General features: G+C 53.3%; 17 protein-coding genes. 4 read left to right on the top strand and 13 right to left on the bottom strand.

All coding sequences use genetic code 11. The features are described 5' to 3' along the window. Positions 1-10: 10 nt before the first annotated feature. The 9 genes from QZF50_RS04555 to maeB form a co-directional block, all read right to left on the bottom strand. A complete protein-coding gene (locus tag QZF50_RS04555; protein WP_001075690.1) occupies positions 11-1,414 on the bottom strand; it encodes an aldehyde dehydrogenase family protein in 1,404 nt (467 codons plus the stop codon). 11 nt (positions 1,415-1,425) lie between these two features. Continuing rightward, positions 1,426-1,713: an ethanolamine utilization microcompartment protein EutN gene (eutN, locus tag QZF50_RS04550; RefSeq protein ID WP_000762196.1), complete on the bottom strand. Its 288-nt coding sequence runs from the start codon at positions 1,711-1,713 to the stop codon at positions 1,426-1,428. A 106-nt stretch (positions 1,714-1,819) separates the two neighbouring features. Then, a complete protein-coding gene (gene eutM / locus QZF50_RS04545) occupies positions 1,820-2,113 on the bottom strand; it encodes an ethanolamine utilization microcompartment protein EutM (RefSeq protein WP_000387713.1) in 294 nt (97 codons plus the stop codon). Positions 2,114-2,151: 38 nt separating this feature from the next. Then, the gene (pta, locus tag QZF50_RS04540) at positions 2,152-3,168 is read right to left on the bottom strand and encodes a phosphate acetyltransferase (RefSeq protein WP_000582977.1); all 1,017 of its coding nucleotides are present in this window, start codon (positions 3,166-3,168) and stop codon (positions 2,152-2,154) included. Beyond that, the gene (gene eutT, locus QZF50_RS04535; protein ID WP_000651298.1) at positions 3,165-3,968 is read right to left on the bottom strand and encodes an ethanolamine utilization cob(I)yrinic acid a,c-diamide adenosyltransferase EutT; all 804 of its coding nucleotides are present in this window, start codon (positions 3,966-3,968) and stop codon (positions 3,165-3,167) included. The genes pta and eutT overlap by 4 nt, the downstream gene beginning before the upstream one ends. Then, positions 3,965-4,666: an ethanolamine utilization acetate kinase EutQ gene (gene eutQ, locus QZF50_RS04530; protein ID WP_000733903.1), complete on the bottom strand. Its 702-nt coding sequence runs from the start codon at positions 4,664-4,666 to the stop codon at positions 3,965-3,967. Before eutQ ends, eutT begins: the two co-directional genes overlap by 4 nt. After that, positions 4,641-5,120 carry an ethanolamine utilization acetate kinase EutP gene (gene eutP / locus QZF50_RS04525; RefSeq protein ID WP_000820764.1) on the bottom strand — a complete coding sequence of 160 codons (480 nt, stop codon included), beginning with the start codon at positions 5,118-5,120 and terminating at the stop codon, positions 4,641-4,643. The genes eutQ and eutP overlap by 26 nt, the downstream gene beginning before the upstream one ends. 12 nt (positions 5,121-5,132) lie before the next feature. Then, complete coding sequence (eutS, locus tag QZF50_RS04520; RefSeq protein ID WP_000356956.1) at positions 5,133-5,468, bottom strand: ethanolamine utilization microcompartment protein EutS; 336 nt, start codon at positions 5,466-5,468, stop codon at positions 5,133-5,135. A gap of 292 nt (positions 5,469-5,760) precedes the next feature. Next, on the bottom strand, positions 5,761-8,040 hold the full coding sequence (maeB, locus tag QZF50_RS04515; RefSeq protein WP_000342642.1) for an NADP-dependent oxaloacetate-decarboxylating malate dehydrogenase: 2,280 nt from the start codon (positions 8,038-8,040) through the stop codon (positions 5,761-5,763). Positions 8,041-8,328: 288 nt separating this feature from the next. Here maeB and tal point away from each other — a divergent pair, with 288 nt between their 5' ends. Together tal and tkt are read left to right on the top strand one after the other, a co-directional pair. After that, the gene (tal, locus tag QZF50_RS04510) at positions 8,329-9,279 is read left to right on the top strand and encodes a transaldolase (protein WP_001003709.1); all 951 of its coding nucleotides are present in this window, start codon (positions 8,329-8,331) and stop codon (positions 9,277-9,279) included. A 19-nt stretch (positions 9,280-9,298) separates the two neighbouring features. Then, complete coding sequence (gene tkt / locus QZF50_RS04505; protein WP_000087298.1) at positions 9,299-11,302, top strand: transketolase; 2,004 nt, start codon at positions 9,299-9,301, stop codon at positions 11,300-11,302. A 95-nt stretch (positions 11,303-11,397) separates the two neighbouring features. Here tkt and QZF50_RS04500 read toward each other — a convergent pair whose 3' ends face one another. From QZF50_RS04500 to aegA, 3 genes are all read right to left on the bottom strand, one after another. Next, positions 11,398-12,441 carry a DUF1176 domain-containing protein gene (locus QZF50_RS04500; RefSeq protein WP_001270524.1) on the bottom strand — a complete coding sequence of 348 codons (1,044 nt, stop codon included), beginning with the start codon at positions 12,439-12,441 and terminating at the stop codon, positions 11,398-11,400. A 125-nt stretch (positions 12,442-12,566) separates the two neighbouring features. Next, on the bottom strand, positions 12,567-13,142 hold the full coding sequence (gene nudK / locus QZF50_RS04495) for a GDP-mannose pyrophosphatase NudK (RefSeq protein WP_061892467.1): 576 nt from the start codon (positions 13,140-13,142) through the stop codon (positions 12,567-12,569). 67 nt (positions 13,143-13,209) lie between these two features. Beyond that, positions 13,210-15,189, bottom strand: a complete 1,980-nt coding sequence (gene aegA / locus QZF50_RS04490; protein WP_001078875.1) for a formate-dependent uric acid utilization protein AegA — start codon at positions 15,187-15,189, stop codon at positions 13,210-13,212. A 205-nt stretch (positions 15,190-15,394) separates the two neighbouring features. Between aegA and narQ the strand changes: the two genes are divergently transcribed. Continuing rightward, positions 15,395-17,095, top strand: a complete 1,701-nt coding sequence (gene narQ / locus QZF50_RS04485) for a nitrate/nitrite two-component system sensor histidine kinase NarQ (protein WP_000636129.1) — start codon at positions 15,395-15,397, stop codon at positions 17,093-17,095. A gap of 163 nt (positions 17,096-17,258) precedes the next feature. Beyond that, entirely contained in the window at positions 17,259-20,372 is a 3,114-nt protein-coding gene (acrD, locus tag QZF50_RS04480; protein ID WP_001273136.1) for a multidrug efflux RND transporter permease AcrD, read from the top strand. Positions 20,373-20,470: 98 nt separating this feature from the next. On the opposite strand, the gene ypfM is transcribed toward acrD, so the two are convergent. Continuing rightward, positions 20,471-20,530 carry a protein YpfM gene (ypfM, locus tag QZF50_RS04475; RefSeq protein WP_001386977.1) on the bottom strand — a complete coding sequence of 20 codons (60 nt, stop codon included), beginning with the start codon at positions 20,528-20,530 and terminating at the stop codon, positions 20,471-20,473. Between the last annotated feature and the right edge of the window lie 262 nt (positions 20,531-20,792).

Below are 20,792 nucleotides of genomic sequence, written 5' to 3'. Positions count from 1 at the left end.
CGGTTACTCCTTAAACAATGCGAAACGCATCGACTAATACACAGCGACGCAGACGGACAAACGTCCGCGCGCTGGTTACCCCTTCACCGGTTGGCGTGGTGATGGTCATGGTGGTCCAGCCTTCCCCGCCCAGCCCCAGCCCGGCAATGCACGGTCCGTTCTTAACGAAAATGCTGGTATCAATGGCGTTCGCCATCTGGTTCATGTTTTCGATATTGCGCGAGTGCATTGCCGCCGTGTGGTGGCAACCGCCCTCCAGTTTCACCGCCAGCGCAATGGCATCCGCCACGTTGGCGACGCGCACGACGGGCAGCACCGGCATCATCAGTTCGGTCACGGCAAACGGATGTTCTGCAGTGGTTTCCACAAACAGCAAACGCGTTTCTTGCGGCACGTTCAGGCCGATTGCCGCCGCGATTTTCGCCGCATCGCGACCAACCCAGTCACGGCTGACGGTGCCTTTTCCGCGCTCGTCGATATTTTTCAGCAACACCGGTTGCAGCTGCTGCGCCTGTTCTGCGGTCAGTTTCACCGCGTGCTGGCCTTCCATCAGACGCATCAGTTCATCGGCTACGCTATCAACAACAATCAGTACCTTTTCGTCGGCACAAATGATGTTGTTATCGAAAGAAGCGCCTTTGACGATGGACTGAGCGGCACGGGCGAGGTCGGCGGTTTCATCCACCACTACCGGCGGGTTGCCAGCGCCTGCGGCAATCAGACGTTTATTGGTGTGTTTACGCGCCGCTTCTACTACCGCTTCGCCGCCGGTTACCACCAGCAGGCCGATACCCGGAAACTTGAACAAGCGTTGCGCGGTTTCGATATCCGGATTTGCCACAGTAACCAGTAAGTTTTCCGGCCCACCTGCGGCAACAATCGCCTGGTTGAGCAGCGTAATCGCCCGCTGGGAGACTTTTTTCGCCGCCGGATGCGGGGCAAAAATGACGCTGTTGCCCGCGGCAATCAGGCTGATGGCGTTATTAATTACGGTTGCCGCCGGGTTAGTGGACGGAGTTACCGAAGCCACCACGCCCCAGGGCGCGTTTTCAATTAAAGTCAGGCCGTTGTCGCCGGTCAGCACCTGCGGAGAGAGACACTCAACGCCTGGCGTGCCGCGCGCCTGAGCGACGTTTTTGGCAAATTTATCTTCAACGCGGCCCATGCCGGTTTCACTGACGGCAAGTTCCGCTAAATCTCTGGCGTGTTTTTCGCCTGCCTCACGAATGGCAGCAATGGCTAACTGGCGCATTGCCACGCTTTTTAACCCTTGCTGGGCGACTTTGGCTGCCGCAACGGCGTCATCCAGGGACGCGAAAACGCCCATCTCATGAACGGCGGCGGGCGGCGTGTCACTGCTTTGCATTTTCAGCAGTACCGCTTTCACCACCTGTTCAATATCCTGTTGATTCATGATGTTCTGCCTTATTTGTGGAAAATTACCTGACCGCCAGACACCACCTCATCGACAATGCCAATCACGCACAGATCGACCGGTGACGTTTCGCTTTTATGCGCCTGGCGGGCGGAACTGCCACTCACCAGTAACACCCACTCCCCGGTTCCCGCGCCAATATTGTCGATGGCGACGGCGCATTGCCCGTCAGGATTACCTTGTGGATCAATCATTTCCACCATCAGCAATTTGTCATGCGCCAGTCCGTGATGGCGTACGGTACAAACAATTTGTCCAGTGACGACTGCCAGTTTCATACCCGCCTCCGTGGCGTATTTCAGGTAAAAGCTCCCCCTACCCTCCGCAGAAGGTAAAATGAAAAAGGAGAGAGCGTGACGCCCGAATCGACGTCACACAGGGTGATTACAGGTTGCTGCTATCGCCTTTCAGGCCGATCGGGAAGACTTCTTCCAGGTCGCCGTGCGGACGCGGGATAACGTGTACAGATACCAGCTCGCCGATACGCTGTGCCGCTGCGGCACCTGCATCGGTCGCGGCTTTACAGGCTGCAACATCACCACGAACCATGGCAGTACACAGGCCGCCGCCAATCTGCTTAACACCAACCAGCTTGACGCGCGCAGCTTTCACCATCGCGTCAGAAGCCTCAATCAGTGCAACCAGGCCCCGGGTTTCGATCATTCCTAATGCTTCCATTGTGCTTTCCTCTTTATCAGGGTCCAGAACGGGACCGTTCATTCAACCAGTGTTTGTAAACTGCTTTCGCGGTTCACTTCTGTCTGACGCGGCACAGCTGCCACCAGCGCCAGCTCGATAATTTCCTGCACGCTACAACCACGAGAGAGATCGTGCATCGGCGCGGCAAGTCCTTGTATCAGTGGCCCGACGGCACGATATCCGCCGAGTCGTTGTGCGATTTTGTAACCAATATTTCCGGCTTCCAGCGACGGAAAAACCATCACATTGGCCTTGCCCTGTAGCGGGCTGGCAGGCGCTTTTTGCGCCGCCACTTCCGGCACGAAGGCGGCGTCAAACTGTAACTCGCCATCCACCACCAGCTTTGGTGCGCGCTCACGGACGATTTCTGTCGCCTGCTGGACGTTAGCAACACAGGGGTGACGGGCGCTACCATTGCTGGAAAACGACAGCATCGCCACGCGCGGCTCTTCTCCGGTGATGGCGCGCCAGGTTTCGGCACTGGCAAGCGCGATATCCGCCAGCTGCGCCGCCGTCGGCTGTGGCACCACGCTGCAATCGGCAAAGCCCAACGCCGGGCCGCTGTACTGTGGCAACATCAGGAAAATGGAAGAGAGCGTTTTACAGCCTGGCTGCAAGCCGATAATGCGTAATCCGGCACGCAGCACATTTGCCGTGGAAGAGAGGTTGCCCGCGATACAGACATCCGCTTTACCGGCGCTGACCATTGCTGCGGCGAACATCAGAGGGTCGGTAAGTTTTTCCAGCGCATCCGGCGGCGTTTTTTCGCCCGCGCGGGCCAGCCAGCGATGAGCAAATTCTTCCCGCATTGCGAGGTTGCCATGCGGATCAATCACCTGTAGCCCGTCCATCGCCACGCCGTGACTGAGCGCAAACTGACGAAGTTCAAACGGATTGGCGACCAGAATGGGCGTTGCCAGACCTTGTTGATGTAAATATTGCGCGGCTTTCAGCACACGTTGGTCTAACGCATCCGGAAAAACCACTCTGGCGGGCGCTCGCAACGCCAGTTCACGACAACGTTCAATAATCATTGCGTTTCCCCCAGTCGTTGTTGGATCTGCTTCACCGTTAGCGGCTGCTTCGTTACGCTCAGGATCATCATCACGTAGACCGTGCTGGAAAGGCGGTTCAGCGCCTGCAAAATGTCCGGGCGTAATACTTCAAAGCTGCGGGTGATAAACACCTGCGCCGCTACGGTTTCGGTTTCCCGCACTTTGGTACGTAGCAGATTGAGCAACGCCGCATCGCGCCCGTGGCTGGCTTCCGGCACCAGATGATCGTGGTCGAGATAGCGCAGAGGCTGGTGAGAAAGTCGATGCAGATCTTCGTCAGAAAGCCCGACAATCGCCTGGCAGCCCAGCGGTTCACCCAGCGCATCGGCGCGCATAATGTTGCCAAGACGCGAACGGATATCCGCCAGCCACGGCTGCCACGGTTCCGCCAGTTCAATTTGCAGCCACACTGCCAGCGCAATGGTGCTGTCGAGAACCGCGCGAAAACCCAGACGCGGATCGCTTTTGGCGACCATTTTTTCCGCCGACAGGTGAGTCAGCGTATCCGGCTTTTTTGCCACCGGCTGGCGGCACAGTTCGCAGCACGCCTGCGGATGTTCATCGCTACTGGTCAGCCCATGAACGGGCTGCGGCTGCTGCTGTTCATCGTCAACAAACAGGCGGCCCTGCTCGTCAATAAACTTGATGCGCAGATGGCGGCTTTCCAGTAACTCCCGGGCAGAGGGCGTCAGGCGACTGTCCGCAGGGAGATGGATCTCTGCGCCTTCGCTGAGCGTATGGTTCGCTCTTAGCCATGCTTCGGTGATGAAATCTTTCATAGGGATTGCCAGTTAGCCGGCCAGGCGACATACAGGAATTTCACGCTGGATGTCGTACCAAATTCGATACTGGAGCCTTTCGGGATAAACATCACGTCACCCGCTTTGGCGATCATGGTTTCGCCTTCGTGGCGAACATGCAGCTCCCCTTCCAGCACCATGTCGATTTCGTCGTAGTTCAGGGTCCACGGGAAGAATGCGTTCTCCCACTGCATAAAACCAGCGGCCATGCTGCTGCCGTCGTCTCCGGTCACAAGATCAGTCAAGCCCACGCAATGCGGCTCTGCGCCGTCGAAACGACCAAACTTGACGCTGCTGCCATCAATCACTTTGATGCCGCCTTTGCCGGTCACCGATTTGAAGCTCGGCTGCATTGCGCCCTGCTCCAGCGACTGTTTTTCCTTCATCACTTTTTCCATCAGCTGTGCGACCAGGCTTTCGGTAAACTGGCCTTCCGGCAGCTGGGCAATGATGGTTTCGCGGATGCGCTGGCTTTCGGTTTTGTCGGCTGGCACGCTGGCGGGCACGGACGCCGTTACCGGGATCGATTCATCACATTCGGTGATGGTAAAACCCAGTAGATCCGCCACTTCACGGGCTTCCGGGGTAATAATGCTGGCGCGCAGAACCACGGACATTGCCTGTTCGCCGCGCGCGTGTGCTTCACGAATATCATTCGCTGTGATGAGTTTTTTCACCTGCTTCCTCCTGTTTGGTGAGAGATGCCAGATAATCCACCAGTTGCTGCACGCTTTGCGGGTCGTGGCTGTTTAGCTCGAAAATCGGCTCTTCGAAACCCGTCTCAAGCAATAACTTTCGCGTTGCGGCGACGTCAGCATCTGGCATGTCCGTTTTACTGATGACGGCGATTTGCCGTTTGCTGACGCCAATATCCAGCAACCCGGCAGGCAACCGACTTTCCGGGTCATTTGCGCCATGGACATAGATCAGCATGTCTACATCCTGTAGCGTGGTAATTAAGGCGTGATACCAGCGGGGATGGCTAAAATATTCACCCGGCGTATCAATATCGCCCTTATCATTAAATTCCACGGCCTGTGTTTTTCTGGCGAGGGTATAATTCCCCTGCAACGCATTAAATAACGTTGTTTTTCCTGCCCCAACGCTACCCACAAACGCAATTCGTTTCATGAATGCCTCGTATTAACTTTTGGTCATTTCACAAAGCGTATAATTTAATAAGCGACCTAAACCGCTGACGGTTTGTGATAACGCTTCTTCTACTGCGCCCACCGAGCCATAAATCACCAATGCACCGCTGAAGCGGTCGAGAAAACCGATATGCACATCAGCGGCTTTCAGCGCTAAATCACCGGCGATCATCGCCGTTTCGCCGGGAGTTAGCGTCATAATGCCAATTGCGCCCGCATCCGGAACGCCGATTTTCTTCGCCAGTTCCTCACCGGGATGCGCGATGAGATGCGCCAGTGTGACCTGTTTGCCGGGCACAAATTCCTGAATGATGCGTTCTTTATCCATGAGTCGCCGCCTGTGAAAAACTTTCGTGTATCGTGACAATTTTTCGTCAGAGTAAATAACAAAATTCGGCAAGCGCGTTTAAAAGGTGAGGTAGATCACTAAGAATGGAGAGATATTCGCTGTGGTGCATAAACTTTCATATGCAACGCATGAATATAAATAAAATAATATCGAGATATTATATAGACTGCTTTTTTTATTATTCGCAAACTCAGTAATAAGCTTTACTAATATATTGCAGCCAAACCGCTTACCCTGAATATTCAGGGTAAGCGTGAGAGTTAAAAAAGAATTACAGCGGTTGGGTTTGCGCTTCAACCACGGCCAGCGCCACCATGTTGACGATACGACGCACCGATGCGATCGGCGTTAACACGTGAACCGGTTTCGCCACGCCCATCAGCACCGGACCGACAGTCACACCTTCCGAGCTGGAAACGCGCAGTAAGTTGTAACTAATGCGGGCAGCTTCCATGTTCGGCATCACCAGAATATTGGCAGAACCTTTCAAAGGGCTGTCCGGCATACGGTCGTTGCGAATCGCTTCCACCAGCGCTGCATCGCCGTGCATTTCACCATCAATCATCAGATCTGGCGCACGATCCCTGACCAGTTCCAGCGCCTGACGCATTTTGCTCGACGACGGGCAGTCAGAAGAACCAAAGTTGGAGTGCGACAACAGAGCAACGCGCGGCTCAATACCAAAACGACGGACAGTTTCTGCCGCCATCAAGGTGATCTCCGCCAGCTCTTCTGCGTCTGGTTCGTCATTGACGTAGGTATCGGCAATAAAGGTGTTACCACTCGGCAGCAGCAGCGCGTTCATTGCACCTGCGGTGTGAACGCCATCGCGATAACCAAAGACATTTTTCACCACGCTAAAATGTTCATGATAATCGCCCACCGTACCGCAGATCATTGCATCGGCTTCCCCACGCTGAACCATGATCGCGCCGATCACTGTCGGGTTACTGATCAGCGCCCGCTGCGCCTGTTCCTGAGTGACACCGCGACGCTTCATGATCTGGAAGTATTCGGTCCAGTACTCTTTAAAGCGCGGATCGGATTCGTTATTGACGATCTCAAAATCAACGCCCGCTTTGATCTGCAAGCCCAGTTTCTGAATGCGCATTTCGATCACGTTCGGACGACCGATAAGGATCGGTTTCGCCAGTCCCAGCGTTACCAGTTCCTGAGTGGCATGCAGAACGCGCGCCTCTTCCCCTTCTGGCAGAACAACGCGCTTCGGCGCTTTGCGAGCCTGGGAGAAAATCGGCTTCATAAACAGGTTGGTTTTGTAAACGAACTCAGTCAGCTTGTCGATGTAGACGTCGAAATCAGCAATCGGACGCGTCGCCACGCCCGACTCCATCGCGGCTTTAGCGACCGCAGGAGCGATCTTAACGATCAAGCGCGGATCAAACGGTTTTGGAATGATGTATTCCGGACCAAAGCTCAGATCCTGATCGCCATACGCTGAAGCCACCACTTCGCTCTGTTCGGCGTGGGCCAGTTCCGCAATCGCGCGTACCGCCGCCAGTTTCATCTCTTCATTGATAGCCGTTGCGCCAACATCCAGCGCGCCACGGAAGATAAACGGGAAGCAAAGGACGTTGTTGACCTGGTTTGGATAGTCAGAACGACCGGTGCAAATGATGGCATCCGGACGCACTTCTTTCGCCAGCGGCGGCAGAATTTCCGGTTCCGGGTTCGCCAGCGCCAGGATCATTGGCGCACGAGCCATTTTCTTCACCATTTCCTGGGTCAGCACTTTCGGGCCGGAACATCCAAGGAAAATATCCGCGCCTTCAATCACATCATCGAGGGTACGTTTGCCGTCATCCACCACCGCATATGCGGCTTTGGTTTCCGCCATGTTTGGCTCACGGCCCTGATAGATAACGCCTTTTGAATCGCAAACCACGATGTTATGTTTTTGCAGACCCAGCGCTACCAGCAGGTTCATACAGGCGATTGCTGCGGCACCCGCGCCGGAAACCACCATCCGCACGTCGGAGATGTTTTTCTCCACCACGCGCAAGCCGTTGAGGATGGCGGCAGTGCTGATGATTGCCGTGCCGTGCTGATCGTCGTGGAATACCGGAATATTCATCCGCTCGCGCAGTTTCTGTTCAATATAGAAACATTCTGGCGCTTTAATGTCTTCGAGGTTGATTCCGCCGAAGGTCGGTTCGAGCGCAGCGACAACTTCAATAAATTTGTCCGGGTCGAGTTCATCAACTTCAATGTCAAATACATCAATCCCGGCGAATTTCTTAAACAGAACGCCCTTGCCTTCCATCACCGGTTTGCCAGCCAGCGCGCCAATGTTGCCTAACCCCAGCACCGCCGTACCGTTAGAGATCACCGCCACCAGGTTACCGCGCGCGGTATATTTGTAGGCTTTTAACGGGTCTTTTTCGATTTCAAGACAAGGTGCGGCAACGCCTGGTGAGTAGGCCAGCGCCAGATCGCGCTGCGTTGCCAGAGGCTTGGTTGGAGAAACCTGGATTTTCCCTGGAACTGGAAATTCATGGAAATCAAGTGCACTTTGTTTTAACTGGTCATCCATTTGGTTGTTCCTTTCACGTAACGTTCACAAATAAAGTGTGTGGGCAACAGCCCCTGCCCACAACGTGGCGCACATTATTACCCTGCCGGAGTCTACAGACTTTGAGCAAGTCCAAACTCTCACCATTAATATAATGTTTTGGTAATAATCCTATAACACTGATGTTACCTGCTTAATCCAGCAATACCATGCCTGTCTGCTATGCTTTTTTGATGCGTTTAGCGAAATTTCTCAGAAGTGTGAATTAACGCACTCATCTAACACTTTACTTTTCAAGGAGTATTTCCTATGAACGAGTTAGACGGCATCAAACAGTTCACCACTGTCGTGGCAGACAGCGGCGATATTGAGTCCATTCGCCATTATCATCCCCAGGATGCCACCACCAATCCTTCGCTGTTACTCAAAGCTGCCGGATTATCACAATATGAGCATTTAATAGACGATGCTATCGCCTGGGGTAAAAAAAATGGCAAGACCCAGGAACAACAGGTGGTCGCAGCGTGTGACAAACTGGCAGTCAATTTCGGTGCTGAAATTCTCAAAATCGTACCCGGTCGCGTGTCAACAGAAGTTGATGCACGCCTCTCTTTTGATAAAGAAAAGAGTATTGAAAAGGCGCGCCATCTGGTGGACTTGTATCAGCAACAAGGCGTTGAGAAATCACGCATTTTGATCAAACTGGCTTCGACCTGGGAAGGAATTCGCGCGGCCGAAGAGCTGGAAAAAGAAGGTATTAACTGCAACCTGACGCTGCTGTTTTCTTTTGCCCAGGCGCGGGCCTGTGCAGAAGCGGGCGTTTTTCTGATTTCGCCGTTTGTCGGGCGTATTTATGACTGGTATCAGGCACGCAAGCCGATGGACCCGTATGTGGTGGAAGAAGATCCGGGCGTTAAATCGGTGCGCAATATCTACGACTACTATAAGCAACACCACTATGAAACCATTGTGATGGGCGCGAGCTTCCGTCGCACCGAACAAATCCTCGCCTTAACCGGCTGCGATCGACTGACTATCGCACCGAATTTGCTGAAGGAGCTGCAGGAAAAAGTTTCGCCAGTGGTACGTAAATTAATCCCGCCTTCTCAGACGTTCCCACGCCCAGCACCCATGAGCGAAGCGGAGTTCCGTTGGGAGCACAATCAGGATGCGATGGCGGTAGAAAAACTGTCTGAAGGCATTCGTCTGTTCGCTGTTGATCAACGCAAACTGGAAGATCTTCTTGCCGCCAAACTATAAACCAGCCACGGAGTGTTATATGTCCCGAAAAGACCTTGCCAATGCGATTCGCGCACTCAGTATGGATGCGGTACAAAAAGCCAATTCTGGTCATCCCGGCGCGCCGATGGGCATGGCTGATATTGCCGAAGTGCTGTGGAACGATTTTCTTAAACATAATCCTACCGACCCAACCTGGTATGATCGCGACCGCTTTATTCTTTCCAACGGTCACGCGTCGATGCTGCTCTACAGTTTGCTACATCTGACCGGTTACGACCTGCCGCTGGAAGAACTGAAGAACTTCCGTCAGTTGCATTCGAAAACCCCAGGCCACCCGGAGATTGGCTATACGCCAGGCGTTGAAACCACCACCGGCCCGCTTGGACAAGGTTTGGCGAACGCCGTCGGGCTGGCGATAGCAGAGCGTACACTGGCGGCGCAGTTTAACCAGCCAGACCATGAGATCGTCGATCACTTCACCTATGTGTTTATGGGCGACGGCTGCCTGATGGAAGGTATTTCCCACGAAGTCTGTTCGCTGGCAGGCACGCTGGGACTGGGCAAGCTGATTGGTTTTTACGATCACAACGGTATTTCCATCGACGGTGAAACAGAAGGCTGGTTTACCGACGATACGGCAAAACGTTTTGAAGCCTATCACTGGCATGTGATCCATGAAATCGACGGTCACGATCCGCAGGCGGTGAAGGAAGCGATCCTTGAAGCGCAAAGCGTGAAAGATAAGCCGTCGCTGATTATCTGCCGTACGGTGATTGGCTTTGGTTCGCCGAATAAAGCAGGTAAGGAAGAGGCGCACGGCGCACCACTGGGGGAAGAAGAAGTGGCGCTGGCACGGCAAAAACTGGGCTGGCACCATCCGCCATTTGAGATCCCTAAAAAGATTTATCACGCCTGGGATGCCCGCGAAAAAGGCGAAAAAGCGCAGCAGAGCTGGAATGAGAAGTTTGCCGCCTATAAAAAGGCTCATCCGCAACTGGCAGAAGAGTTTACCCGTCGGATGAGCGGTGGTTTACCGAAGGACTGGGAGAAAACGACTCAGAAATATATCAATGAGTTACAGGCAAATCCGGCGAAAATCGCTACCCGTAAGGCTTCGCAAAATACGCTTAACGCTTACGGGCCGATGCTGCCTGAGTTGCTCGGCGGTTCGGCGGATCTGGCTCCCAGCAACCTGACCATCTGGAAAGGTTCTGTTTCGCTGAAGGAAGATCCAGCGGGCAACTACATTCACTACGGGGTGCGTGAATTTGGCATGACCGCTATCGCCAACGGCATCGCGCACCACGGCGGCTTTGTGCCGTATACCGCGACGTTCCTGATGTTTGTTGAATACGCCCGTAACGCCGCGCGGATGGCGGCACTGATGAAAGCGCGGCAGATTATGGTTTATACCCACGACTCAATTGGCCTGGGCGAAGATGGTCCGACGCACCAGGCTGTTGAGCAACTGGCCAGCCTGCGCTTAACGCCAAATTTCAGCACCTGGCGACCGTGCGATCAGGTGGAAGCGGCGGTGGGCTGGAAGCTGGCGGTTGAGCGCCACAACGGACCGACGGCACTGATCCTCTCAAGGCAGAATCTGGCCCAGGTGGAACGTACGCCGGATCAGGTTAAAGAGATTGCTCGTGGCGGTTATGTGCTGAAAGACAGCGGCGGTAAGCCAGATATTATTTTGATTGCCACCGGTTCAGAGATGGAAATTACCCTGCAAGCGGCAGAGAAATTAGCAGGAGAAGGTCGCAATGTACGCGTAGTTTCCCTGCCCTCGACCGATATTTTCGACGCCCAGGATGAGGAATATCGGGAGTCGGTGTTGCCTTCTAACGTTGCGGCTCGCGTGGCGGTGGAAGCAGGTATTGCCGATTACTGGTACAAGTATGTTGGTCTGAAAGGGGCAATTGTCGGGATGACGGGTTACGGGGAATCTGCTCCGGCGGATAAGCTGTTCCCGTTCTTTGGCTTTACCGCCGAGAATATTGTGGCAAAAGCGCATAAGGTGCTGGGAGTGAAAGGTGCCTGATGGTGATCGCCGGATGCTGATTGCCGGATGCGACGCTGACGCGTCTTATCCGGCCTACAGCGTCTTATCCGGCCTACATGTCCCCGCAATTTTGTTTAACGGGTGATCCACAACGTGGGCCAGGCGTCTGGCCCATGCCAGTTATCGCAGGTGGGTTCTGCGGCATAACGCACCAGGCGAAAACGCTGACCGTCAAAGCGCCAGCGCGCCTGAATGCCACAATCGCTTAATCCGCGCCCTTTCGCTAAGGTCACCAGTTCACGCGATTTCTCATCAAATGTTGCGTTCATCAGTTCCAGTTCATTCGTCTCCTGACCGTTGTTGAACGGCAAACGCAACCGAACCGGGCGCGAGGCTAGTGGCTTTTTACGCGACACAATCCATGCCAAATCAATGGTGTTATAGGCCCCTGCCTCACAGCTAATCATCATCAGCGCTTTATCATCAGTCAGCGCAGTGACATTCACCTCACGACGTAACGGATCAAGCGAGCAGCGCAGACCATTCATCCGCCAGTTTCCATAATCCAGCAAATCGTTGCGTTCTTCGAGTGAGAGTGGCGTCGGCGTTGGGTTAACCACCGCGACCTCTTTCAGCGCAGGCGCGGGCGGTACGCTGAGCGGCGGTTCGTCCCCTTTCTTGATCCACGCGGTTTCACTGCCAACGCGCTTTTGCTGAGCATCAATAAACAACAACGCCGCTTTTAAGCCACTCAGAGAAATGGTCTGATTGCCGTCGCGTAAGGTGATCGCCTTCCCTTCCTGAATCATCTGCAAAAACGCGGTGATGGTTGCCGTATCATCGGTTACTAATAACCATGGTGAAATCCGCCACTTGTCACCACTTAACGCCAACGGCTCACCATCTAACAGCAGCCGTGGCGCTATCTCTCCTTCAGACGCATCCGGCGACTTCAACCCGCCGCGCTCAATACGTAAAACGGCATCGGTATGCGCCCCGGCGCTGCGGCTCAGGGTCATCACCAGTCCATTATGATCGCCCGTATTGCGCGCCACGCAGAAGTTTTGGTTATTACAGGTGACCTGCCAGTCGGAAAACGCCCGTTGCGCTGGTGCCGCCCACACCAAAGACGTCGGCAACAAAGCGAAAAAAAAGAGAAGGAAAATGCGATAGCGCATGGACGGTACGACCCCAGAAGTTCAAACAAACAGCACAAGTCGTATCTTCGTTGCGCAGGTAGCGCGGCTCAATCAGATTTGTCGGATTGAGCCAATAATAAACAACGAAATATTATTGTTATTTTTCAGTCCATTAAATGTGACGTTTGCAAATAGTTAAGCAATAACACCGTCTTACCGTCACGTATCTCGCCGGTTTTGATCATCTCCAGCGCCTGGCTGAACGGCAGCTCGAGCACTTCAATATCTTCATCTTCAACACCGCCACCGGCGTTAGCGCGCTGATTGTCACTGTATTCGGCGATAAAAAAGTGGATTAGCTCAGTCACACCGCCAGGCGACATATACAGTTCAAATAATTTGCGCACTTCGCCCACTTCATAGCCCGTCTCTTCAATCGCTTCTTTACGAATGCACACTTCCGGTTCGTCGTTATCCAGCAGCCCGGCGCAGGTTTCAATCAGCTGCCCGCTTTCATTGCCATTAACACAGGTAGCGACACGGAACTGACGAATCAGAACCACGCTCTTTTTCTTCGCGTTGTACAGGAGGATCGTCGCACCATTACCGCGATCGTAAACTTCACGTTTATGGCGGATAACTTCGCCATCTTTGCGCGTGAGATCGTAGGTAATGTTGTGCAGGGTGAAATAGTTATCGGAGAGAATTTTGTCTTTAATGAGGGTGATTTGTTGCGTCATACCGACTCCACAGCGCGAAATGAACAATTATCTTACGCTGTGAAGTCGGGTTTGTCTGCGCAGGCTATCAGTGAGATTTGACTGATTTTACCCCCAGCCAGTCAATAATCCCCTGTGCCGCATGACGTCCTTCTGCCATTGCGGTAACCACCAGATCCGCACCACGCACGGCGTCGCCACCGGCGAAGATTTTCGGATTGGTGGTCTGGTAACGGTACTGGCTTTCCACATCCGCGATGATGCGGCCCCATTTGTCTACCGTTACACCGTGCGACTCCAGCCACGGCATCCCGTGTGGATTGAAGCCAAACGCCATAATCACCGCATCGGCTGGCATGACAAATTCACTGCCCTCAATCGGTACAGGTCGCCGACGCCCCTGGGCATCCGGCTCGCCAAGACGCGTGCGCAGGAAACGAATCCCGCAGACGTGACCTTGTTCATTCAGCTCAAGCGCCACCGGCTGGACGTTAAATTCGAAGTTGGCCCCCTCTTCGCGGGCGTTCCTCACCTCTTTCTTCGAGCCTGGCATGTTAGCTTCATCACGACGATAAGCGCAGGTGACGTTACTCGCGCCGTGGCGCAGCGCAGTACGCACACAGTCCATCGCGGTGTCGCCGCCGCCCAGTACCACGACGTTAAGTCCGGCGGTATTGATAAACGGCTCTTCCGGTAGCTCTTCGAGCCCCATCACCTGTTTAGTGTTGGCAATGAGGAACGGCAGCGCGTCATAAACGCCCGGCGCATCTTCATTGGGTAAACCCGCTTTCATGGAACGGTAAGTGCCTACGCCAACGAAGACCGCGTCGTATTGTTCCAAAAGCGAATCCAAAGAGACATCTTTACCCACTTCACAATTGAGTTCGAAGTGAATCCCCATCGCGCTGAAGATTTCCCGACGGCGTGCCAGCAGGGATTTATCCAGTTTGAAAGAAGGAATGCCGAAAGTGAGCAAGCCACCAATTTCTGGATGGCGATCGTACACCGTCACCGCCACGCCATTGCGGGTCAGAACATCCGCACAGGCCAGCCCTGCCGGGCCTGCCCCGATAATCGCCACCCGCTTGTCCACTTTGGTGACATGACTTAAGTCAGGACGCCAACCTTTCGCCAACGCCTGATCTGAAATATAGCGTTCAATGTTGCCGATAGTTACAGCACCGTGCTCATCGCGAATAGTACAGGCACCTTCACACAAACGGTCTTGCGGACAAACGCGTCCGGTAATTTCCGGCAGGGTGTTGGTCTGGTGAGAAAGCTCGACGGCGGCGTCGATGTTTCCGGCTTTCACCAGTTCAATCCACTGCGGAATATGGTTATGCAGCGGGCAGGTCCATTCACAAACGCTGTGCTCGCCGCACTTAAGGCAGCGCGAGGCTTCCCGTTGTGCCTGGTCGGCGCGAAATGGCAGATAAATTTCATCAAAACCGGTTTTGCGCGCTTCAATCGCCAGTTTATCCGGCTCGCCACGCGCGGGCGTTGCCTGCATTTGTTCGACTTTACTCATTACCGGCATTTCTTGCGCCGCGGTACTGGCATGCCACGGTTGATGTTCCTGACGCGCGGTGCGCAAGCGGCGGGATTTCGCCATGCCGGAGAGTGCGACGTCAGTGACCAGTTGCAGCGCGTCCGCCGGGCAATTCTCAACACAGGCAGGACCGTTTTCGCGCCCCGCACAAAGGTCGCATTTATGCGCCGTGGCTTTTACTTTTCCTGCCGCGACGGGTGTCAGGACGATTTGCATCGTACCAAAAGGACAGGCCACCACGCAGGATTTACAGCCAATACACTTTTGCTGATTGACCTGAATGCTGTCATCAACGTGGCTGATTGCGCCATTAGGGCAGCTACGGGCGCAGGGCGCATCTTCACAATGGTGACAGGTCACTGCACTACGTTGCTGTTGATGTTTGATAACCGTAATTCGGGGATGAAAATGGTGTTGGCTCAGGACATGTTGCTCATCATTGTGAGCCATGACACAGGCGATTTCACAAGCATGACAACCCAGACATTGCTGACTGTTGGCCATAATAAAACGATTCATAACGACCTTCTTTTTTGGTTGTAAAAACCTTATTCTTTATATGAGTGTTGTTATTACCCGACTTACAGGGGAATCGGCAATGTTCATGTGCCCAGAATAAGTAACTATTTCGCTATAAACTGTGGCAGATCAAATAATCCCATCACTGACTAAATTGTGTTTCAGCTAACTGGAACATTAATGATTTTTTGTGGAGAAGACGCGTGTGATTGTTAAACGACCCGTCTCGGCCAGTCTGGCCCGGGCCTTTTTTTACATTGTGCTGCTGTCGATTCTTTCCACGGGTATCGCTCTGCTAACTCTGGCGAGCAGTTTGCGCGACGCTGAGGCTATCAATATTGCCGGATCGCTACGTATGCAGAGTTACCGCCTGGGCTACGACTTGCAAAGTGGCAGTCCACAACTCAATGCACATCGCCAGTTGTTTCAGCAGGCACTGCATTCACCGGTATTAACCAATCTCAACGTCTGGTATGTGCCAGAAGCAGTAAAAACTCGCTATGCGCATCTGAATGCCAACTGGCTGGAGATGAATAATCGGCTCAGCAAGGGCGATTTGCCGTGGTATCAGGCCAATATTAATAATTATGTTAATCAGATAGACCTGTTCGTGCTGGCTTTACAGCACTACGCTGAACGCAAAATGCTGCTGGTGGTGGCGATTTCCCTGGCTGGCGGTATCGGTATTTTCACGCTGGTCTTTTTTACTTTGCGCCGTATACGCCATCAGGTGGTTGCCCCGCTGAATCAGCTGGTTACCGCCAGTCAACGTATTGAACACGGGCAGTTCGACTCGCCGCCGCTGGATACCAGTCTGCCGAATGAGCTTGGTCTGCTTGCAAAAACCTTTAACCAGATGTCGAGCGAGCTGCATAAATTGTACCTTTCGCTGGAGGCGTCAGTAGAAGAAAAGACCCGCGATCTCCACGAGGCCAAGCGTCGTCTGGAGGTGTTGTATCAATGTTCCCAGGCGCTGAACACCAGCCAGATTGATGTGCATTGTTTCCGCCATATTTTGCAGATTGTTCGCGACAATGAAGCGGCTGAATATCTGGAGTTAAATGTCGGTGAAAACTGGCGGATTAGCGAAGGGCAACCAAACCCGGAATTGCCGATGCAGATTTTACCGGTGACAATGCAAGAGACGGTTTACGGCGAACTGCACTGGCAAAATAGTCACGTTTCATCATCAGAACCGCTGCTTAACAGTGTTTCATCGATGCTGGGACGCGGTTTGTACTTTAATCAGGCGCAGAAGCATTTTCAGCAGTTATTGTTGATGGAAGAACGTGCAACCATCGCCCGCGAATTGCACGACTCGCTGGCTCAGGTACTTTCTTACTTACGTATCCAGTTGACGTTACTGAAGCGTTCGATACCGGAAGATAACGCCACCGCACAAAGTATCATGGCCGATTTTTCCCAGGCGTTGAATGATGCTTATCGGCAGTTACGCGAGCTGTTGACTACTTTCCGCCTGACGCTGCAGCAGGCGGATCTCCCCTCCGCGTTGAGGGAAATGCTGGATACGTTACAAAATCAAACCAGCGCCAAACTGACCCTCGACTGCCGTCTGCCAACCCTGGCGCTGGATGCGCAAATGCAGGTGCATTTGTTGCAAATTATTCGCGAAGCGGTGCTGAATGCGATGAAGCACGCCAACGCCAGCGAAATCGCCGTCAGTTGCGTCACCGCGCCGGACGGCAATCACACGGTTTATATCCGTGATAACGGGATTGGTATCGGTGAACCGAAAGAACCCGAAGGTCATTATGGTCTGAATATCATGCGCGAACGCGCGGAACGGCTGGGTGGGACGCTGACTTTTTCACAACCTTCCGGCGGCGGCACGTTAGTGAGTATTAGCTTTCGCTCTGCGGAGGGTGAGGAAAGTCAGTTGATGTAATGCCTCCTACTGACCAAAGAATACTTGCACTTAAGGTTCAGTATAAAAGGGCATGATAATTTACATTAACTCCTTTTTTTCTCCACGATTGGCTCGTACCTTGCCGCTACAGTGAAGCAAGTCAAGCCTACAACGATACGCAGAAACACGAGGTCCTCTTTTAATGGCGAATTTCTTTATTGATCGCCCCATTTTTGCCTGGGTGCTGGCAATCCTGTTGTGTCTGACAGGGACCCTGGCGATTTTTTCATTGCCCGTTGAACAATACCCCGATCTCGCGCCACCGAATGTGCGAGTGACCGCTAACTATCCCGGCGCATCGGCCCAGACGCTGGAAAACACCGTGACCCAGGTTATCGAGCAAAATATGACCGGCCTCGATAATCTCATGTATATGTCATCTCAGAGCAGTGGCACCGGTCAGGCATCTGTCACTTTAAGTTTTAAAGCAGGCACCGATCCGGACGAAGCCGTGCAGCAAGTACAAAACCAGCTGCAATCAGCCATGCGAAAGTTACCGCAGGCGGTGCAAAATCAGGGCGTGACGGTGCGTAAAACCGGCGATACCAATATTCTGACCATTGCTTTCGTCTCTACCGATGGTTCGATGGATAAACAGGATATTGCCGATTATGTTGCCAGTAATATTCAGGACCCGTTAAGCCGCGTGAATGGCGTCGGGGATATCGATGCCTATGGTTCGCAATATTCCATGCGTATCTGGCTGGACCCGGCGAAACTCAACAGTTTCCAGATGACGGCTAAAGATGTCACTGATGCCATTGAGTCACAGAACGCGCAGATTGCGGTTGGGCAACTTGGTGGTACACCTTCCGTCGATAAGCAGGCGCTCAACGCCACCATTAACGCCCAGTCACTGCTGCAAACACCAGAACAGTTCCGCGATATCACCTTGAGGGTGAATCAAGACGGCTCAGAGGTAAGGCTGGGCGATGTCGCCACCGTCGAAATGGGGGCGGAGAAATACGATTATCTTAGCCGCTTCAATGGTAAGCCAGCCTCCGGGCTGGGGGTAAAACTGGCCTCCGGCGCAAACGAAATGGCGACAGCGGAGCTGGTGCTCAATCGTCTCGACGAGCTGGCGCAGTATTTCCCGCACGGACTGGAATACAAGGTGGCGTATGAAACCACCTCGTTTGTTAAAGCCTCCATTGAAGACGTGGTGAAAACGCTGCTGGAAGCTATCGCTCTGGTTTTCCTCGTTATGTATCTGTTCCTGCAAAACTTCCGCGCCACGCTGATACCCACTATCGCCGTGCCGGTGGTGTTGATGGGAACCTTCTCCGTACTTTACGCCTTCGGTTACAGCGTCAACACCTTAACCATGTTCGCGATGGTGCTGGCGATCGGTCTGCTGGTGGATGACGCAATCGTGGTGGTGGAAAACGTCGAACGTATTATGAGTGAGGAAGGACTCACTCCTCGCGAAGCCACACGTAAATCGATGGGGCAGATCCAGGGGGCACTGGTCGGGATTGCGATGGTTCTTTCGGCGGTATTTGTACCAATGGCCTTCTTCGGCGGCACCACCGGTGCCATCTATCGCCAGTTCTCTATTACCATTGTTGCGGCGATGGTGCTGTCAGTACTGGTAGCGATGATCCTCACTCCGGCTCTGTGTGCCACACTACTTAAGCCACTGAAAAAAGGTGAGCATCACGGGCAAAAAGGCTTTTTTGCCTGGTTTAACCAGATGTTTAACCGCAACGCCGAACGCTACGAAAAAGGGGTGGCGAAAATTCTCCACCGTAGCCTGCGCTGGATTGTGATTTATGTCCTGCTGCTTGGCGGCATGGTGTTCCTGTTCCTGCGTTTGCCGACGTCGTTCTTACCGCTGGAAGACCGTGGCATGTTTACTACCTCGGTACAATTGCCCAGCGGTTCAACCCAACAACAGACCCTGAAAGTCGTTGAGCAAATCGAGAAATATTACTTCACCCATGAAAAAGACAACATCATGTCGGTGTTTGCCACTGTTGGTTCTGGCCCCGGGGGTAACGGGCAAAACGTGGCGCGAATGTTTATCCGCCTGAAAGACTGGAGCGAACGCGACAGTAAGACCGGCACCTCATTTGCCATTATCGAGCGTGCAACGAAGGCGTTTAACAAGATTAAAGAAGCTCGCGTTATCGCCAGCAGCCCGCCAGCAATTAGCGGTCTTGGTAGTTCTGCAGGTTTTGATATGGAGTTGCAGGACCACGCTGGAGCAGGTCACGATGCGCTGATGGCAGCACGTAACCAGTTGCTGGCGCTGGCGGCGGAAAACCCGGAGCTAACCCGTGTGCGCCATAACGGCCTCGATGACAGTCCGCAGTTGCAGATTGATATCGACCAGCGTAAAGCTCAGGCGCTGGGCGTTGCTATCGACGATATTAACGACACACTGCAAACCGCCTGGGGTTCGAGCTATGTGAATGACTTTATGGATCGCGGTCGCGTGAAGAAAGTCTATGTGCAGGCAGCTGCGCCGTATCGCATGCTGCCAGATGACATTAATCTCTGGTATGTCCGAAATAAAGATGGCGGCATGGTGCCCTTCTCTGCTTTCGCGACCTCACGCTGGGAGACAGGCTCGCCGCGTCTGGAACGCTATAACGGTTATTCTGCGGTTGAGATTGTTGGGGAAGCCGCACCGGGGGTCAGTACCGGTACGGCGATGGATATTATGGAATCGTTAGTGAAGCAGTTGCCAAACGGCTTTGGTCTGGAGTGGACGGCGATGTCGTATCAGGAGCGGCTTTCCGGCGCGCAGGCTCCGGCGCTGTACGCCATTTCCTTGCTGGTAGTATTCCTGTGTCTGGCGGCATTGTATGAAAGCTGGTCGGTACCGTTCTCGGTAATGCTGGTCGTGCCGCTGGGGGTTATCGGCGCGCTGCTGGCAACCTGGATGCGCGGGCTGGAAAACGACGTTTACTTCCAGGTGGGCCTGTTAACGGTCATTGGTTTATCGGCGAAAAACGCCATCCTGATCGTCGAGTTTGCTAACGAGATGAACCAAAAAGGCCACGACCTGTTTGAAGCGACGCTCCACGCCTGCCGTCAGCGTTTACGCCCGATTCTGATGACCTCGCTGGCATTTATCTTCGGCGTATTGCCAATGGCAACCAGCACGGGTGCCGGTTCCGGTGGTCAGCATGCGGTGGGTACTGGCGTAATGGGCGGGATGATTTCGGCCACTATTCTGGCTATTTACTTCGTGCCGCTGTTCTTTGTGCTGGTGCGCCGCCGCTTCCCGCTGAAGCCGCGCCCGGAATAAGCAATAAAAAAGGCGACATGCCAATGTGTCGCCTTTTTCAACTTTCCGATTAAGAACCTGCTCAGCGGGTTCTTGCTGTTTATACTTTGTCTCGGGAATTACTTACGAAGCATAACTTCGATAAAGTCTTTCCAGTTCCCCAGTTCACGTTCAATCATAACAACCTCTCTTATAATTATGGGTATTCTACGGAAACAATATACCGTGGTGAAGCTAATTTACTCGATTGCTGCGATGACTACCTCCGGGGGACAAACCTTATGTAAATACTATGGTCCTGCGGTGATAATTTGTATGTGATACACAGCAACATTTCGAGATATTCATACGGCATCTAATACTGATTTAATTCTGGTTAAAATACAGACAGATAACAAGATGAATATTCTTAATGTTTACGTTAAAAATGTTTAATATTAT

The organism is uncultured Escherichia sp. (assembly GCF_948475835.1).
Lineage (GTDB): Bacteria > Pseudomonadota > Gammaproteobacteria > Enterobacterales > Enterobacteriaceae > ECMA0423.
The sequence above is the reverse complement of the archived record's forward strand: the minus strand, read 5'-3'. Positions and strand labels throughout refer to the sequence as shown.